Source organism: Cupriavidus sp. U2, assembly GCF_009663685.2.
Classification (GTDB): domain Bacteria; phylum Pseudomonadota; class Gammaproteobacteria; order Burkholderiales; family Burkholderiaceae; genus Cupriavidus; species Cupriavidus necator_C.
The window spans coordinates 39,081-55,403 of sequence record NZ_RCOG02000007.1 but is presented as its reverse complement, the minus strand read 5'-3'; the positions used below and the strand labels follow the sequence as shown (position 1 = coordinate 55,403).

At 59.7% G+C, this 16,323-nt stretch carries 15 protein-coding genes; 4 read left to right on the top strand and 11 right to left on the bottom strand.

Going from position 1 to position 16,323, the window contains the following annotated elements; genetic code table 11:
• Positions 1 to 166 precede the first annotated feature (166 nt).
• The 9 genes from D9X30_RS07910 to D9X30_RS07870 form a co-directional block, all read right to left on the bottom strand.
• Positions 167 to 1,312: a porin gene (locus D9X30_RS07910; protein ID WP_150981926.1), complete on the bottom strand. Its 1,146-nt coding sequence runs from the start codon at positions 1,310 to 1,312 to the stop codon at positions 167 to 169.
• 184 nt (positions 1,313 to 1,496) lie between these two features.
• Positions 1,497 to 1,889 (bottom strand): CBU_0592 family membrane protein, encoded by a 393-nt coding sequence (locus D9X30_RS07905; protein ID WP_150981925.1) that lies wholly within the window; start codon positions 1,887 to 1,889, stop codon positions 1,497 to 1,499.
• Between the two features lie 140 nt (positions 1,890 to 2,029).
• Complete coding sequence (locus D9X30_RS07900) at positions 2,030 to 3,292, bottom strand: MFS transporter (RefSeq protein ID WP_150981979.1); 1,263 nt, start codon at positions 3,290 to 3,292, stop codon at positions 2,030 to 2,032.
• Between the two features lie 353 nt (positions 3,293 to 3,645).
• Entirely contained in the window at positions 3,646 to 4,542 is an 897-nt protein-coding gene (locus D9X30_RS07895; protein ID WP_150981924.1) for a LysR substrate-binding domain-containing protein, read from the bottom strand.
• Between the two features lie 105 nt (positions 4,543 to 4,647).
• The gene (locus tag D9X30_RS07890) at positions 4,648 to 5,046 is read right to left on the bottom strand and encodes a EutQ-related cupin domain-containing protein (RefSeq protein ID WP_150981923.1); all 399 of its coding nucleotides are present in this window, start codon (positions 5,044 to 5,046) and stop codon (positions 4,648 to 4,650) included.
• The gene (locus tag D9X30_RS07885; protein WP_150981922.1) at positions 5,043 to 6,359 is read right to left on the bottom strand and encodes an NAD(P)/FAD-dependent oxidoreductase; all 1,317 of its coding nucleotides are present in this window, start codon (positions 6,357 to 6,359) and stop codon (positions 5,043 to 5,045) included. The genes D9X30_RS07890 and D9X30_RS07885 overlap by 4 nt, the downstream gene beginning before the upstream one ends.
• 15 nt (positions 6,360 to 6,374) lie before the next feature.
• Positions 6,375 to 7,778 (bottom strand): FAD-dependent oxidoreductase, encoded by a 1,404-nt coding sequence (locus D9X30_RS07880; protein ID WP_150981921.1) that lies wholly within the window; start codon positions 7,776 to 7,778, stop codon positions 6,375 to 6,377.
• Positions 7,779 to 7,790: 12 nt separating this feature from the next.
• Complete coding sequence (locus D9X30_RS07875; protein WP_150981920.1) at positions 7,791 to 9,239, bottom strand: aldehyde dehydrogenase family protein; 1,449 nt, start codon at positions 9,237 to 9,239, stop codon at positions 7,791 to 7,793.
• Between the two features lie 12 nt (positions 9,240 to 9,251).
• The gene (locus D9X30_RS07870; RefSeq protein WP_150981919.1) at positions 9,252 to 10,445 is read right to left on the bottom strand and encodes an aromatic ring-hydroxylating oxygenase subunit alpha; all 1,194 of its coding nucleotides are present in this window, start codon (positions 10,443 to 10,445) and stop codon (positions 9,252 to 9,254) included.
• A gap of 620 nt (positions 10,446 to 11,065) precedes the next feature.
• Between D9X30_RS07870 and D9X30_RS07865 the strand changes: the two genes are divergently transcribed.
• A complete protein-coding gene (locus tag D9X30_RS07865) occupies positions 11,066 to 11,143 on the top strand; it encodes a YHYH domain-containing protein (protein WP_227461464.1) in 78 nt (25 codons plus the stop codon).
• Positions 11,144 to 11,285: 142 nt separating this feature from the next.
• Here D9X30_RS07865 and D9X30_RS07860 read toward each other — a convergent pair whose 3' ends face one another.
• Both D9X30_RS07860 and D9X30_RS07855 read right to left on the bottom strand, forming a co-directional pair.
• The gene (locus D9X30_RS07860; protein WP_150981918.1) at positions 11,286 to 11,849 is read right to left on the bottom strand and encodes a mechanosensitive ion channel family protein; all 564 of its coding nucleotides are present in this window, start codon (positions 11,847 to 11,849) and stop codon (positions 11,286 to 11,288) included.
• Between the two features lie 98 nt (positions 11,850 to 11,947).
• Positions 11,948 to 12,481: a helix-turn-helix transcriptional regulator gene (locus D9X30_RS07855; RefSeq protein ID WP_150981917.1), complete on the bottom strand. Its 534-nt coding sequence runs from the start codon at positions 12,479 to 12,481 to the stop codon at positions 11,948 to 11,950.
• Positions 12,482 to 13,122: 641 nt separating this feature from the next.
• Between D9X30_RS07855 and D9X30_RS07850 the strand changes: the two genes are divergently transcribed.
• From D9X30_RS07850 to D9X30_RS07840, 3 genes are read left to right on the top strand one after another with little or no spacing between them, the layout of a single operon-like run.
• Positions 13,123 to 14,730 carry a glycosyltransferase family 39 protein gene (locus D9X30_RS07850; RefSeq protein WP_153950006.1) on the top strand — a complete coding sequence of 536 codons (1,608 nt, stop codon included), beginning with the start codon at positions 13,123 to 13,125 and terminating at the stop codon, positions 14,728 to 14,730.
• Positions 14,727 to 15,110, top strand: a complete 384-nt coding sequence (locus D9X30_RS07845; protein ID WP_153950007.1) for a GtrA family protein — start codon at positions 14,727 to 14,729, stop codon at positions 15,108 to 15,110. The genes D9X30_RS07850 and D9X30_RS07845 overlap by 4 nt, the downstream gene beginning before the upstream one ends.
• Entirely contained in the window at positions 15,107 to 16,228 is a 1,122-nt protein-coding gene (locus D9X30_RS07840) for a glycosyltransferase family 2 protein (protein WP_153950008.1), read from the top strand. The genes D9X30_RS07845 and D9X30_RS07840 overlap by 4 nt, the downstream gene beginning before the upstream one ends.
• The last annotated feature ends 95 nt before the right edge of the window (positions 16,229 to 16,323 follow it).

Genomic DNA, 16,323 nt, shown 5'->3' with positions numbered 1-16,323 from the left:
ACTTTCAGGAAAAATCCGCGGCGGCCAAGCACACGCCTCCCGGAAAATCTCGCTCGATCCGGGTTCGTACAGTGATTGCCTCGCTCTTTCATGCCTAACAGGCCGAGGCCTACCGCCGGACTTTCCTCGGACGAGGTAACCCGTGATTGGCGAGGAAAGGCCACCCCTAGAAAAAATGGCGGATTGCCGCGCGGAGCAGCAACTGATTCCGGTTAGAGGACACGTTGGCGGCTCCGGTCACATAGGCTGCATCGAGGACGGTGCCCGTGCGGTCTCCTGCGACGCGCTGATAGACACCCTGCATATAAATATCGGTCCGTTTGGAAAATGCATAGTCGGCCATGAACCCAAATGAGTGATAGACCGGATCCTGGCGGCCAGAACCGGCCGCCAGACTCGCGCGCGTAAACGTGTACATTGCTCCAAGCCAGTAAGATGGCGCGAACTGGTATTTGGCGTTCACCTCGAAGTTCTGAAATTTCAGGGATGACGCCGCCCCCGCCGGAGAGACAATCGGCCCGACGTACCCCGAGCTTTTGGGCGCGGACACGTTCGTGTTCGAGTAGACGAGACCGAAGGTCGACGCCCCGATGCTATAAGTCGCGCCAGCGCCAAAGATCTCCAGCCGACTGCCGAGCAGATTCTGGTCTCCCCCGTTGTTGATCGCACCGTTGGGCGTCGCGGAGGGCTGGTTGGCCTGAAGGTAGGCAGCCGCCAGCAGCAGGCCACCCTGCGTGTATTGCGTACCAAAGCTGAACTGCCGATTTCTCGCAAAGTTTGCGTCGTTGCTGAAACTGTAGGCGCCGCCGAACTTGACCCCACCCAGCAGCGGACTGGTGTATTTCAGCGTGTTGTTCACCCGAAATGAATACACCATGTTGTCGTTGTCGTAGGGGTGTCCAAACATGTATCCGCCCCAACTCCCGGCTGCGGAGGTTTGCGAGAGGAAATCCACCGTCAAGTCATACTGCCGACCCGCCGTCACAGTCCCGAATCGATCACTAACAATCCCAACATAGGCCTGCCGGCCGAACAGCAAGCCCCCCTGGGCTGCGCGGCCGTTGTCCACCATGAAGCCGTTTTCGAGCTGAAACACCGTTTGGAGTCCACCGCCCAATGGTTCGGTGCCCTTTATGCCCCACCTGCTGCCGTGAGGGAAGCCGCTTTCCAGCGCGACCTGGCTGTGTCCGCCGACATTGCTCGTGTAGTTGACCCCTTCATCCAAGATGCCATACAGGGTCACTGAGCCGACAGCCCAGGCGGGCGCCATGACGGCGCACGCCATGCCCATCACAAAGAATTGTTTCTTCATGGGTAGTTCCAAATGGATTGCGTTGCAGGCCGCACCGTTGGCGGCATTAGGAAATGACAAGTCAGGTCTTGCAGGCCGCGGGCGCGCCGGCGCGAGCCGCCGGCGGTTGCTGTCGTAAGCCGATGGCCGTCTGGCTTCCCTGCCGGGCGATCGCCGCGCGTGGCGCCCGCGGTGCCGCCGTCGCCTACCGCGGCACGTCCGAACCCAATGCGGACCGCCTACCCTGTCCCGGACACATTTCGCCGCTGTGCGCAGGCTGCCGTCGTCGGGTGCGGACGGTGACGACCACACCCACCACGCTCCACATCAACCATAACCACTGGCTGATCGCCGCGGCGAGGTTGAAATGAAAGACAAGGGAATACAGCAAGCAGCAGGGACCGATCAGATTGAGGGCCAAGTACAGTTTGCTGTCCCGTTGCAATCGATTCAATTGCAGGCCTGCATAGGCGATCTGATAGCAGATCACACCAATGATCCCGACTGCGTCAGCGACGGCCATCATGATTTCGGTTATGCGTGGTATGGACAGGACGACGTCGGCACGAGGAAGCACGCACCCCATGACGGATGCCATGCGCAGGCCTCGCGTCGGCATCCGGTCATCCGGAGCGCGCCGCACGCCGACTCATGCCAACTTGCTGCGAGCGCCGCACCACACGCGGCGTGCGGGAGAGCTTCATCGATGCGCCAGAGCGCCCGTTGCCTCGTCGACAATCATGACCCAGGTTGCGGCACGGTGCGCCCCTGCGGTGCAGAGACCTCGCTGAGTAGTTTCCCCTTGGTCTCCGGTGCCAGGAAGTAAGACACGATGCCGCCGAAGAGGCAGATACCCGCGGCAATGAGTAATGCCATGCCAACGCCGAAGCCATCAATGACCAGCGGCAGCAAAAAGGTGCCGGCCGCGGCCCCTACACGAGAAAAGGCGGTGGCAAAGCCGACGCCTACTCCTCGGATTTCCGTGGGGAACACCTCACCGGGATAGACCCCCGTCAGCGTGGTCGAAATCGCGTTCACCAGGGAGAACGTGAAGAAGCACACCAGAATGAGCGTGGGGGAACCGTGAGAAAACAGCGCCACGCAGAGCAGCGCGATGGCCGAAACGAAGAACGGCGGAATAGCCAGTTTGCGCCGACCGACGCGCTCGATCGACATCACCGCGATAGCGGTCCCGAGTACCGCCACTCCGTTGAGCACCAACCCGCCAGTCAATCCCTCCTGAAGCCCCAGTCGTTCCAGCACAATGGGTGCGAATGCACCGATCGCAAAGTATGGGGTGACGTTACATACCCAGAAGATCGAGACAAAAATGGTGGCCTTGATATAGTCGGCCGAGAACAGTCGACCGAACCCCTGCTGATCGGTGATGGGCTGCGATTGCAAATCCGCTTGTTCGTCCTGCTCCATATACTCCGCCGCCAGGGCCCTAGCTTCGGCCGTTCGCCCCATGCTCATCAGCCAACGCGGCGACTCCGGCGTACCCAGCCGCATCAAGAAAACGATGACGGTCGGAATCGTGCTTAGTCCAAGAATCACGTTCCAACTCGCCGCGTGAGCAACCGTCAAGCCGTAGCCCACCGCGTAGGAGACGAGGAATCCCACGTACCACGCCAGTTCAAGGACTGCGAGCAACTTGCCGCGCAGGCGCGCTGGCGAGAATTCCGCAAGCAGGGGCCAACCGATCGAATAGTCCGCACCGATAGCAATACCCATCAATACCCGGACCGCAAAGAGTTGCAGCGCGTCCGTCACGAAGAATTGCGCGATGGAACCTACCAGGAAAATCGCCAGATCGATCGTGAACATCGGCCGTCGTCCGACTTTGTCGGCCAGCCACCCGCCGAGCGGACCACCAATGAAGATGCCAATGAGCGCCGATGCGCCAATCAATCCCTGCCAGACGACGGACAGGTGCAGGTCGTTGGTGATGGCGGGCATCACGATCCCGATGCAGCCCAGGACGAAGCCATCGATCAGCATGCCTCCGGAGATGACGGCCGTCAGCTTCGTCAGGAATTTGCGATGCTTGTTTGACAGTTTCCCGGGGTGTAGCACGGGGGCGGAAGATAGGGAACCGATTGCATTGGACAACGTTGTCTCCTTGGATCTGTATGGCCTAAGGCCTGTTCTATTCGCAGCAGGAACACCTTGATTTCGATCAAGCCGCAAGGAGAGTTTGTGTAAGTCCGCCGGGTTAAACAAACGATCTTTTGTGCATCGATTGATTATTTAATGTAATAAAAAAGGATACATGAATAGCCAAGCATTAGTCCGAATAGACTGCTCTGGGCGCGACGTAATACAGGGCCCCCGCGATGCTCGCAAGGCCCCAGTCATTGCAGCGACAGCAGCCAGTCCCGAAAACTTCCCACGCTTTTTCGTCTCTCGTGCGGCCCCGACGGTTCGAGGATCAGGAATTGCCCATCTGTTTTAAGCGTTTCAGGAACAGGACGTATTAGGGTGCCCGCCTTTAAATAGGGATCGATGAGATTTCCCCATCCGAGCGCGACACCTTGGCCGCTCAACGCGGCTTGGATCACCATGGCATAGCTGTTGAGATTGATCCGATTGCGAGGCGTGGCGGGCGCGAGATCCAGGCGGCGAAACCACTCTGGCCAACTGACCCAGTCTCGTTCGGAATCGTCTAGCCACAGCCAGGTACAGGCAGCAAGGTCTTCCGCCCGGCGGAGTTCCGGACAACGTGCCAGATACGCGGGACTGCAGATCGGGAAGATTTCTTCGCTGCAGATCGGCGTGCTCTTGATAGAGGCCGGTGGGCTCTTGCAATAGTAGACGGCGAGGTCACACTCCAGTTTGCCGTAGTCCTTGACGTGATCAAAGGCAACTATGCGCAGGTCGATGCCATGATGAGCGTCATTAAACTCGGGGATGCGCGGCAGCAACCACAAGGAGGCGAGCGCTGTGCTGGTGGCAACCGTCACCTGCTGGTCGCCCTGCCATCGTTTGACCACCTGCGTGGCCTCCGCAAGGGCAAGCAAGGCTTCTCGACTGGATTGAAAGTACTGTTCGCCCGTGGGAGTCAGGCGGACCGAGCGCGTGGTTCGGTCGAGAAGGTGTGCGCCAAGCATGTCTTCGAGCAAACCGATTTGTCGGCTGATGGCGCCCTGCGTGACATTGAGTTCGTCTGCGGCACGCGTGAAGCTGCCCAAGCGAGCCGTGGCTTCAAAGGCAATCAGCGCCTTGAACGGCGGCAATGGCTGGATTTTCATGGGAACGGGTGTCTCCGGGGGCTTTTTTAATAGTAGTCCCGCATTGGTCGCGCCACTGAAGGTCCTGGACAGCGAAGATGCCTTCCGTGATGCAACCACGTTACCTTACCTCAAGTGCATTGTAGGTTCCTCCAAGTCCTCGTTGCACGTCTGCTTCCAGTTTCCCGGGTACACGACATACCCAAAAAGCGCAAAGCCCGAATAGATCAGCTCCGTGTACTTGGGTATCCACAAAACCTGTCCGGGCTTGACGTGATGCTGACAACCGCCGACTTCCACACTTAGGCTGCCTTCGATGGTGAAGATCACTTCCTCGTACAATGTGGTCCAGCTGACCCGCGCACCTTCCCACCTCGCGAAACCGATACCGAGAGGAGACAGTCCGTCATCGGGAAACGCTCGTGCGACGTAGGCCGCACCAGGCGGCCCGCCTCGGACAACGAAGCCGAGGTCAGCCTGGTCGACCAACCTTACTTCCGCAGTCGGATTCGCTTGGGTTCTCACAGCTCGCTCCGACTTTGCCACGCGGCGAGCATGATGCGGGAGCGAACGCCAATGCCGAGGAACGGTTCCGGTGGATTCAGGGATGGCATACCGGTGACCGCCTGAATGTCGTCAAGCAGGGAAGACTGGGCGCCCACGGCATAGTCCGCCAACAAGGTACCTGAGATGGTGCCCCATGCAGCGCCAACGCCGTTGTCGCATGCCGACGCGAAGGCCCCATCCGGCAACTGGCCGAAGAAGTTCGTAAAGTTGCGCGAGATGGCGTAGACGCCTCCCCATGTATGGGTGAATTCCAGATCCGCCAACTCCGGAAAGCGTGCAAGGAATGCCTGACGGTGACCCGCGCGGATTCGCTCGCGCATAGCGCTGTCGACGCTGCGGCCATATTTCGATACGTGCCGGTAGGTATTTCGAATGATCAAACGTCGATCCTGCGTCATGCGCACCGTCGTGCCCGCATGATCGGCCGGCGTTAATCCCCAGTCGAAGGTTCCCTTGTAGCGCTTGCATTGCTCGGAGTTCAGTGGCGCGGTCCAGCTCGCGAAGGTCATCACCGGCAACAGCCGGTTTTGCAGGTACCCGAACTCGCGCGTAAAAATGCTCGTCCCGAGCAGCAGGCTTCGCGTATGAATGGCCCCGTTCGCGCCGTGCAGTACGTAGCCGCCAGTGCCGTCACGGTCCACCCGCAAAATGGGAGCGTTCTCGAGCAGCTCAACATTCTCGGGCAGGCATCGCGCAAGCCCTCGGACCAGCGCCGCTGGCTGCATCAGGTAGCATCCCGGCGTGAATACGGCGCGGCTGTAATGACTGGTGCCCAAGATCCCAGCCAGCTTGCTGCCATCGACCGAATGGTGGGGCTCTCCTAGATCCGCCAGGAGCTTTTCGAAATGCGCCAGGTAGGCCAGTCCTCGCTCACCGACCGCACCCTGATATTTCCCTGCATGCGACCATTGACACGCGATGCCGTGGTTGTCGATGAGTGATTGCAGTTGGGCAATCGCGGCGCGGTTCAACCGCAGCAACCGCTGCTTGAACGCCGGGTCCGGGTTCTCCAGGGCGAACTTGTGCGGAAGATCTATCACGAACCCCGAATTGCGACCCGACGCGCCCTCGCCCACGCGTTGTGCGTCGACCAGGAGAATGCGAGCCTGCGGCTTGTGAACAGCGAGCCGACGCGCAGCGGCAAGACCGGCAAAGCCGGCGCCGATCACGGCATAGTCCGCCGATTGACGGCCAGCCAATCCCATGGCCAGTTCCGGGCTTGGTAGCGCGGCATACCAGCCGCAGCTTTTGTCATCATTTGGCAGGTTCATCTTGCGTAGTAGATATCAGGACACATAATCGCCAATCGGCGGCTTGCATGCTTCCAGCCACTGTCCGCGCAACGACTGTGCCGCGGAACCGACGAGCGCGAAGCCGCACATCCGCCCGCTGTCGTCAAAGTGGCCACAACTCACCCCCCCATCCGCGGTCTCATCGACCCGCCACTCGCCTAAGCCGGATGCGGGAGACGGCAGGAAGCACAGCGGCGCCACCGGCGTTTTCACATGGACGGGCATGGGCGGGTAGCTGACTGGCGTCGGGCTCCCGGTCAGTGTTCGAGCAAGGGCGGTAATGCCGTGGTTGATTGGTGCCAAGTACGGGGCCAGTCGGCCGCCAATTTCCAGGCAGTCACCAAGTGCATACACATCCGGAAGGCTTGTCTGCAGGGTGTCGTCCGTACGAATGCCGCGTCCGACGGCGCAACCGCTGTCGGCAGCCAGCGCGACGTTTGGCGTCAGGCCCACCGCCGAGATCACCACGTTCGCCTCCAGTTCTCTGCCATCGGCGAGCTTGAGTTGCCATGCACCGGGTACTCCGCCGATTTCCTCCAGCTGATTTTCCAGATGCCAATCCACTCCAAGGCTTGTCAGGGCACGTTGCAGGTGGACTCCAGCCGCATGCGGCAGGAGACGTTCCAGCGGCCATCTCCCGATGCCGACGACACTCACCTGGTAGCCACTGGTGGCGAGGTCGTTGGCAAACTCACACCCAATGAGCCCATCGCCGATGATCGCCACACGTGTGGCGCCTTCCAACTGACGACGCAATGCCCGATAGTCGTCAAGGTTGTTGACGCTTAGCAGCGCATCGCCACGCCCCCTAACACCAAGGCGTACGGGGCTTGCCCCCAGAGCCAGAACGAGCTTTGCGTAGGGCATCTCCCCCATGCTAGTCGTCAGGGTGTGCGCGGCACTGTTGATCGCATGCACGTCACAGTAGGGATAGACACGGATCCTGAGCCTTCTCTCGATCTCGAAAGGCGATTCGGCAATCAGGCTCTCGACACTGCGCCCCAACGAGGTCGCGATTGATAGGGCTGGCTTTGAATAGAGATGACCAGACTCACGCGTCAGGACGATGATTTCGGCATGCGGGTCACGCTGACGAATCGCCTGGGCCAGCCCGTAACCAGCATGGCCGGAACCCACGATGACGACTGGATGGGGTGAGCACTGCGTGACAGGGTTCGCTGCGGCGACGGCCGACACAGCAATCGCTGGCGAGGCTGACGGCACCTCCTCCCCCGCAATCTCCAGCATCTCAAAGTCAGCCTTGCCGACCCCACACTCGGGGCACTTCCAATCCTCAGGGACATCCTCCCATCGGGTTCCGGGGGGAATGCCATCCTGAGGCCAGCCTTCAGCCTCGTCGTAGATCACACCGCAAACGATGCAGAGCCACTTCTTCATTTCGGGTGCCTCCTAGTGGTCGGCCACGCGAATCGCGACGTTCTTCGTACGCACGTAGCTATAGATGGCCTCCTGGCCCTTCTCCCGACCAAATCCAGAAAGCCCAACGCCACCGAACGGGGTTTCGATGCCGCCCGCATACCATTCGTTCACGAAGACCTGGCCGGCGCGCAGACGTCGCGTAAAGCGCAGTGCGCGGCTAATGTCGCGCGTGAATACGCCCCCCACCAGGCCAAACGGCGTGCCATTGGCAATCTGTACCGCTTCATCCTCGGTTTCGAATGGCATCACACACAACACGGGACCGAACACCTCTTCGCAAGCGATCTTCATGTGTGGCTGTACGTGGCCAAGAATCGTCGGCTGCATGAAATGCCCGCACCGCTCCACCACTCGGTCGCCGCCTGCCACCACCGTGGCCCCCTCCGCAACGGCCTCCCGACACATAGAAGCCACCTTATCGAGCTGATCGAGGCTGATCAGCGGGGTGTGATCGGGGTCGTCTTCTCCAGGCCCCGTGACGAGTTGGTTGGCAAGCGCTGCGACGGCAAGCAGCACCTCGTCGTAAATATCGCGGTGTACGAGAAGCCGCGACATGGCCGAGCACACCTGACCAGCGTTGAAGAAGATGCCGCTCTTTACGCTGGCAAGCAGATCCTCACGGTCACAGTCTGGGAAAGCAATTGCCGCGGACTTTCCGCCCAACTCCATCACGCTGGGCGTCGCCCATTGCGCAGCGGCAGCAAGAATGGCGCGCCCCGTCGGTACGGAACCGGTAAAGACAATGTGATTCGTCTTCGCACTACTAGCCAGATGGGCACCGACTTCTCGACCGAGACCGCACAGTAACTGGACGGCGCCACGGGGCAACCCAACTCGTTGAATCGCCTGGAAAAGAACGCAGAGACCGAGCGGCGACAGTTCCGGGGACTTCACGATGACGGCGTTGCCCGCCGCCAATGCGGGCGCGAGCGAACGCGCGCAGATGGAGACCGGGAAATTCCACGGCACGATCTGCACCGAGACGCCCATCGGCTCATAGCGCGTGAAATCCACATAGCTATCACCGAGTGGGACGGAAATTCCCTCGATCTTGTCGGCCATACCCGCGTAGTACTCGAAGTAGCGTGCAGCCTCGATAAACTCGTCGCGCGCGTCGCTCAGTCGCTTACCGTTTTCCTGGCAGAGGATCTGCGCGCCTTCGTCGGCTACGGCGCGGATCTCCTCCGCGATATGCAGAAGCCATCTCACCCTTTCCTCGGGCCGCTGATGTGTCAGGTCCCCGCGTTGAACACACCGCGCGGCCGCGTCGAGAGCCAGTTCAGCATCCTCGACACTCGCCAGCGCCACGGTAGCGAAATTCTCGCCTGTCGCGGGGGAGGCGACATCGAGCCGGCGGCCACTGTCGACCCACTCTCCGTTGATGTAGTTGAGCCAATGTCGAGCCATGGTGGGTGCCATTTCTCTCTCCTATCACGCTTGCGCGTTTTCAAGGAGCCGGGTGGCCATCCAACGATGGAAATAGTGGGTGGGCGCGTCCATCTCTGGCGAGAAGGCGCCCCCTGTGAAGCCGGGCGACTGGCGTCCGGCCTGCATCCCCTCCACAGCGCCGATGTCTTCGCTGAACACGACGCGCCAGGCTGCCAGGACGGCATGTCGGCTCGCCGCATAGTTCGGGTCTTGCGCGGCCTCATCGCCCACGAAAAAGAGCCGTAGGTGCTCTACCGTGCGGTTCGCGGCCAAGGGTTGCAGCACCATTGCGAAGGCATGATCGGCCTGAATGCCAAGCAGGACGTTGGGGAAGAGTGCAACGTACTCGGCGGTGCGCATCCGGTCCACCGGCCACGATGGGAACGTCGGCAGTGAGATGCCCTCGACGTCGGCGAGGTTGTATGCATGACTTCCCTGGCCGGCAAAGCGCTCCGAAAACGCGATGTTGTAGTGGTCTTCCAAACGCGAATAGGTATTCAGCGATGGGTGGACCCAGGGAAGATGGTAGGCCTCGCAGTAGTTCTCGACCGCAAGCTTCCAGTTGCAATTGACCTCAAGCGACCACGAGCCACTATCGTGCGGCATACGGATCATGGATAGCCCATCCGCACCGAGAAATTGTTGCCAGCGGTCCGTCAGCGGCTTAATGGCTTCCTCGAAGGCAGGCGCCGTCCCCGAGAGATTGACGAAGACCATGCCCATCCAGACATGGCTGCGCAATGCCTTCAGACCGTGCTTCTCGCACGCAAAGCGGGGGTCCTTGTGCTGATTGACACCGCCAACATGTGGCGTGCCCTTGAGCACGCCGTTCAGATCATACGTCCAGGAATGGTATCCACAGCGAATCACTCCCTGGATTTCACCGGCTTCGTGTACCAGTTTCATGCCACGATGGCTGCAGACGTTGTGGAAAACCTGGAGGACGCCTTCGCGATTGCGCATCATCAGCAGCGGTAGACCCATGAAATCGACCGGCTTGGCAAAAGACTTCGCCTTCACGTCATCCGCAAAACCGATGCATACCCAGTCTTTACCCAGCAACGTGTCACGCTCTTGCTTGTAGTACTGGTCGTCGGTATAGAACGCATTTCCGAGCCCAGTGGCTCTCTCAATCGGCTCCAGAACGTTTGCGAGCTGGACGAGCGGAAATTCTTTGGCTTCGATGGGGGCATTCATTGCCTTGTCTCCTTTGCATCTGGATTTGTCGCCCGCGCGCAGTTTGTCGCGGGCTTTGATGCAAATTATCGAAGCCGGTCTCAGGGACAACAAACGATTCTTTGGGAGCGGATTGATCTGGAAAACTCATAGATTGACGCTCGCCCGCCAACGTGGATGGCCTTCGCAACGCTGGGGTTTACCCTCACCACCGATGTAGTCCAAGGGAGCTATTGCCCACCGTGGCGCCTGCGTCGAAGCGCCCGATTCGGTCCACTCTCCCTTCCCTGTTCAGGTCGCAAGGACTCCTATCATGCTCGGTGCAAATCGAAAGTCAGAGGGCGTGAGTCGGCGAGGCCATCGGGATTGCGGGGACGTTATGCGTCGATTCACCTACAAACTTGGGCGCCAGCGGCCGTCAGCATTTTCGTTACGTTGCTGAGGTGCGTTGGCCGTAGCGAGCGCAGACAGTTGTGACACAGCCGCAACAGCCCTACCGCGGCGGGGAGGGCTGGCAATCGCAGTGATGATAGTGTGGAACGTGCGGCAGACTGAGACCGCTAACCAACACTCCAGGGAGACCTTTCTTGAAACGGATCACCATCATTCTCACGGCCGTTCTGGCCTGTGCGTCGGGCGGCGTGTGGGCGCATAGTGGTGGGACTGACAGCCAAGGCTGCCATATAGACCACAAGACCGGCATTCGCCACTGCCACTGAAATCAAGCAGTTTTGCGGCGCCCGCCGACATCGCGGACGCCAGCTTAAGGTCTTGAGTAGTTTACGTAGCCTCAAAAACGCGAAAGCGGGATTCCCCTCTAGCACCGGTCTGCGTTCTCACCGGACCGCGCCACCCGTGAGGCTACTTCCACCTTCGTAGCACACGTTGAAACACCAGACTGTTCGGCAGCTGCAGCACCACCTCTTGTCCGTCGACTGTTGTTTCCAGTAAGGTGGTATAGACGAGATTTACGTCGAGCACACGGCCCTTTATTCCCGGCTTTTCCCCGTTCTCAAGAAGCTCCACAACGTCCCCGATGCGGAACGCACCGGTGACGTAGATCAGGAGCGCGCAGAACAGGTTCGAGAGTACACTCCACGCGGCGAAAAACGCGACCGCCCCGACAGTGGCAAATCCCGTGAATGCGGTCCACAGGACAGTTCCAGACACGCCCATTCGCTCGAGAGCCCAGAGCGTGGCAGCTACGTACACGATGGTCGCCACCACACGCAAAGACAGCGCCGCAACTTTTCCTGGCAGAGAATATGTGTTGGTCAGCTTTCTAAGCAACCGACGCGCGATGCGCACTGCTAACCATGCGCCAGCCGCAATCAGCACGACCTCGATAGCGGGAACAAGAATGTCGAACCAATCTGCCAGCCACTGCGGCAAGCTTTCGTGTATAGCTTGAAGAAGTTTGTTCATCGAAATAGAGATACAGCCACAGCACCGTACTGCGGCACAGACACCAATAATCGGGTTTTTACCGTTCTGGTCTTTGCTTGAAGGTCAAGCGCGACAACTTACATGCCGGCGTCGTGTCTACACTCACCGGCTTTTGATCGAGGTGCAGGTTCGATCGGCTCAACCAACAGATCACCGAGAAAGTAGGCGGCAAATTGATGGCGATTGCTGAGGTGTGCCTTGGCGAATACGCTCGCGGCAATTGTCCGCACCGTCACATCATGCCACGCTAGCGACTGAGCACACTCTTCAAGGGTCAACCCTTTTATGAGAAGCATCGCCACTTCCGTTTCCGGTGGCGTAAATTTCCAGCGATCGAACTGCATCTGCATTGACTGCAACAACTGCCGCGTCGCCTGAATTGCCACCTCGTCTCGTTCGACCATCGCTTGCCATCGTACCTTGGGTGCGCCAGGTAGCGCTTCAGAAACGGGCCGCTTGTGGTGGACACGACGACGCCGTTTTCGAATCACGAACCAAAGGATCGCGAGGCCGCCCACTACCCACGCGACTGCGTCGGCGACGACATGAGCGTCCGGTGCTCGCGTTGCAAGGTAGTAGAAATCCCACGCCTGATAGGTCGAGATTGCCATCAGAAGTGCCGTCAGTCTCGACCGCATAGCAGCGAAGTCCTTGCGACTTTTTGGGGTTCACAACGAACACCCCGGATCTATGCGCAGCGCGGAAGACAAGCACCTTCGAACGCGGCTGCGCCCAAGAACATCTGAGGGAAAGCGCCCTTCTAGGCGTGAGCACTAAGGATGATGAAGCCCCGCTGACAACTGCGGGGGCGCAATTTTACTACGCAGAACATTGCGCAGACATGGCCGAATGGTTACGCGCAAAGGCATCGAACCCGACGCCCGTTCTCCGAAGCACTTGGGTTACCATGAGCTGACGCTGCGCTTTAACAGGCAACATCTTCTGCCGCAACGCACTCCACGGCGGACTGCGCCGTCATCATCTCGTAATCCCCCCGACAGGTGAGCGCCCTAGAATCCCGCTGTTCGCTCTCTGCTGGCCAAGTCGCCATTCTTCGGACTCCCGCGTGAATCGCATCCTCGGTTCTGGAGCGTCAAGCGGCGCCGCGTGAACTGCTCCATGATTCAACATCACGACGGCGACGAACCACATCCGGCATCTATGTCGTTGCGCCCTGAGAGCATTTGACCAAGCGCGGTAGCAGTTGCCACCGCACACCTGGACGGGCAGTCTCTTGAAGCGACAGATTTTCATGGCTTTGACCATCGCGCTCGCGGTGGTCCTCTGGATGTCCACGCTATCCGTGCGTCCCCTCTATGAACCCGACGAGGGTCGTTACGCCGAGGTTCCGCGCGAGATGTTCGTCTCCGGCGATTGGGTCACGCCGCGGTTGAACGGCATCAAGTTCTTCGACAAGCCGCCCCTGCAGTATTGGGCGACCGCCAGCGCCTATACGCTCTTCGGGCCGTCCGAGTGGACAGCAAGGATCTGGAGTGCGCTTGTGGGACTGCTGGGCGCACTCGTCGCATGGTGGGCGGCGCGATCGCTCTATGACACGCGCATAGGCCTCGCCTCAGCGCTGGTGCTCATCGGCGCTCCCCTCTGGATTCTCGGCTCGAATCTGACAACAACAGACATTGGCGTCGGCGCACTGCTCGGCAGTGCCGCTCTCGTTTTCGCCGTGGCCTACCAGAATCGGGAACCTCGCTTATACCCCCTGATCTGGTTGTTGGTCGGCCTGGCATTTCTTGCCAAAGGCCTGATTGCCCTGGTACTGCCAGGAATCACGCTGCTGCTATACGGAGCGGTCACTCGACAATTTTCCGCTTTTTTTAGCGCGAGATTCTGGCGCTGGAGCCTGCTTGCGGTGGCCATCACCATGCCTTGGTTTGTCGTGGTGTCCCAGCGCAACCCCGAATTTCTGAATTACTTCTTCATCCACGAACACTTCGCGAGGTTCTCGTCCTCGGTTCACGAGCGGGACAAGCCATTCTGGTTCTTCCTGGCCGTTGGTGCGGCAGGCGTCCTGCCGTTCATGGGCTTGATTCCCCGTGCTATCGCACTCCGCTCTCGCAGCGCACAGGCAACGCCTGGCTTCGACGCACGACTGTTTCTGTCGCTGTGGGTAGTCGTTGTCATTGCCTTCTTTTCGATTTCGCGCTCGAAGCTGCCGCTCTATATCCTGCCTGCCTTCCCACCGGTGGCCGTCTTGCTCGCGTACAGATCCATGACTGCAGCCCGCCCCACACTGGCGGCAAGCTTTCTTGCCATGCCTGTGCTCGGCGTTGCCATCGCCGTGCTGCTATGGCATCCGACAATGTCGAATGCGGTACTGAAGCTCAATATCAGCAATCCGGCCTCATTGCATACCTGGGGCGCCATCACGATGGGCATCCTGGTCATCGGTGGCTTCCTGGCCTTTGGGATCGCCCTGCGCGGCCACAGGCTCTGCGCGGTTGCCGTCGCTTCGCTGGCGACGCTGGCCAGCCTTCAGGCTGGCTTGATGGCGTCTCGGGCGTTTGGATCCCTCTCCATCAAACCACTTGGCTTGGAAGCCAAGGCGGCGTCCCGCGTCAACACAGAACTGTTCAACGTGGGCCAGATTGACCGAGGTCTGGCGTTTTACGCCGAACGAGAACCGATCATTGTCGGCGCCAGATCCGAGCTGGATCTCGGCTTCTCGGTCGAGCCCGACAAGTGGATTGCTAATGAAGAAGCTTTTGCGCAGCGATGGCTGACCCCTGGTCACAAGCTCGCGGTCATGCGGCACGAGACGTTTTATCGACTGAGACCGCTGCTCGGCGGCAACACAATTGTGATCGGACGACATGGCGTCAACGTTCTGGTGCAAAAACCATGAACATCCCATCACGATTTGTACGGTTTCTGGGCGCGGGGGCGACGGCAACCGCTACACACTACGCAACACTGATCACGCTGGTCGGTTTCGGGGTTGCAGCGCTACCGGCGTCTGCCGCCGGCAGTGTTGCAGGCCTTCTGACGCACTACTGCATCAGCAGCCGATGGGTGTTCACACCAGTCCGACCACAACGCGCCACTTTCGGACGGTTCATTCTCGTTTCCGCGCTGGCGTTCTTTCTTAACTCACTTCTGATGTGGGTTGGACTGGCATTGGGGCTTCACTACCTGGTTGCTCAAATCCTCTCGACAATTTTCGTCATGTTGATCAACTACGTACTCCATGCAAATTGGACGTTCATGAATGGAGCGATGCGATGAATGCCGCCAGCCTGCTGCCAGAGAAGATCTCGGTCGTCGTACCGCTCTTCAATGAAGAAGCTGTCCTGCCACAGTTTCACTTTCGGCTTCTCCGCGTGATGGATGAATTGGCATCGGAATACGAGATTATCTACGTGGACGATGGCAGCCGCGATCGATCACTGGCGGTTGCACACAATCTCAAGGCGGCCGAAGCGCGCGTCGGCATTGTCGAGCTGAGTCGCAACTTCGGCAAGGAAGCCGCGCTAACGGCGGGCCTCGACGTGGCAAGCGGCGACGCCGTTGTGATCATCGACGCCGATCTGCAGGATCCGCCCGAACTGATTCCGTCGTTGATCGAGAAATGGCGCGAGGGGTTCGACGTGGTGTACGCCACGCGCACTTCCCGGGATGGCGAATCGTTCCTCAAGAAGTTCACCGCGCACTGGTTTTACCGCCTGATGGGCAAGCTCAGCGATACGGAGATTCCGGCCGACACCGGCGACTTCCGCGTCATGAGCCGTCGTGCCGTTGCCGCACTCGGACAACTCCGGGAGCAGCACCGCTTCATGAAGGGGCTGTATGCCTGGATAGGATTCCGGCAGACCGCCGTCTTGTATCGGCGTGACGCGCGGGCATCCGGGAAGACCAAGTTCAACTACCGCAAGCTGTTGCGTTTTGCCGTGGATGGCATCACTGCCTTTTCCACCGTGCCGCTCAAGTTTGCGACCTCGATCGGCCTGCTTGTTGCCGTTCCCGCCTTTGGCATGGCCGCCTTCATCGTTGGCAAGACGCTGCTCTACGGCGACCCCGTACACGGCTACCCATCCATGATGACCGTCCTGCTTCTGCTGGGCGGCCTGCAACTGGTTTTCCTAGGCGTGCTCGGGGAATATGTTGGGCGTCTGTTCAATGAAGTCAAGCGGCGGCCCGTGTATCTGGTGGCAAGCTATACGGCGCCGATCGGCCCCGGCACCCCCACCGCCGAGCCGGGGCAGGTGGCCGCAGCGACACGGGGTGGCACCCCGCCTGCAGCAATCTTTCACGCACCCGGATGCCCGGAAGGCAAAGCTCCTGGCCTCCCCGAGGCTCCTCAGCGGGATGCCATCCTCACGGAAACCCTTGCGCCAAGCCGATAGACAGCCCGCCTTCCATGCGCTCTCACGACATGGCGAGCAACTATCGGGATCATGACGTTTTCGAAAGAAAGAGCCTCGTATTCAACTTATTCCGT

Bases quoted from the DNA above. Each gene is read 5' to 3' on its own strand.
- D9X30_RS07910 (WP_150981926.1), bottom strand. From the start codon at position 1,312: ATGAAGAAACAATTCTTTGTGATGGGCATGGCGTGCGCCGTCATGGCG.
- D9X30_RS07905 (WP_150981925.1), bottom strand. From the start codon at position 1,889: ATGGCATCCGTCATGGGGTGCGTGCTTCCTCGTGCCGACGTCGTCCTG.
- D9X30_RS07900 (WP_150981979.1), bottom strand. From the start codon at position 3,292: ATGCTGATCGATGGCTTCGTCCTGGGCTGCATCGGGATCGTGATGCCC.
- D9X30_RS07895 (WP_150981924.1), bottom strand. From the start codon at position 4,542: ATGAAAATCCAGCCATTGCCGCCGTTCAAGGCGCTGATTGCCTTTGAA.
- D9X30_RS07885 (WP_150981922.1), bottom strand. From the start codon at position 6,359: ATGAACCTGCCAAATGATGACAAAAGCTGCGGCTGGTATGCCGCGCTA.
- D9X30_RS07880 (WP_150981921.1), bottom strand. From the start codon at position 7,778: ATGAAGAAGTGGCTCTGCATCGTTTGCGGTGTGATCTACGACGAGGCT.
- D9X30_RS07875 (WP_150981920.1), bottom strand. From the start codon at position 9,239: ATGGCACCCACCATGGCTCGACATTGGCTCAACTACATCAACGGAGAG.
- D9X30_RS07870 (WP_150981919.1), bottom strand. From the start codon at position 10,445: ATGAATGCCCCCATCGAAGCCAAAGAATTTCCGCTCGTCCAGCTCGCA.
- D9X30_RS07860 (WP_150981918.1), bottom strand. From the start codon at position 11,849: ATGAACAAACTTCTTCAAGCTATACACGAAAGCTTGCCGCAGTGGCTG.
- D9X30_RS07855 (WP_150981917.1), bottom strand. From the start codon at position 12,481: ATGGCAATCTCGACCTATCAGGCGTGGGATTTCTACTACCTTGCAACG.
- D9X30_RS07850 (WP_153950006.1), top strand. From the start codon at position 13,123: ATGGCTTTGACCATCGCGCTCGCGGTGGTCCTCTGGATGTCCACGCTA.
- D9X30_RS07845 (WP_153950007.1), top strand. From the start codon at position 14,727: ATGAACATCCCATCACGATTTGTACGGTTTCTGGGCGCGGGGGCGACG.
- D9X30_RS07840 (WP_153950008.1), top strand. From the start codon at position 15,107: ATGAATGCCGCCAGCCTGCTGCCAGAGAAGATCTCGGTCGTCGTACCG.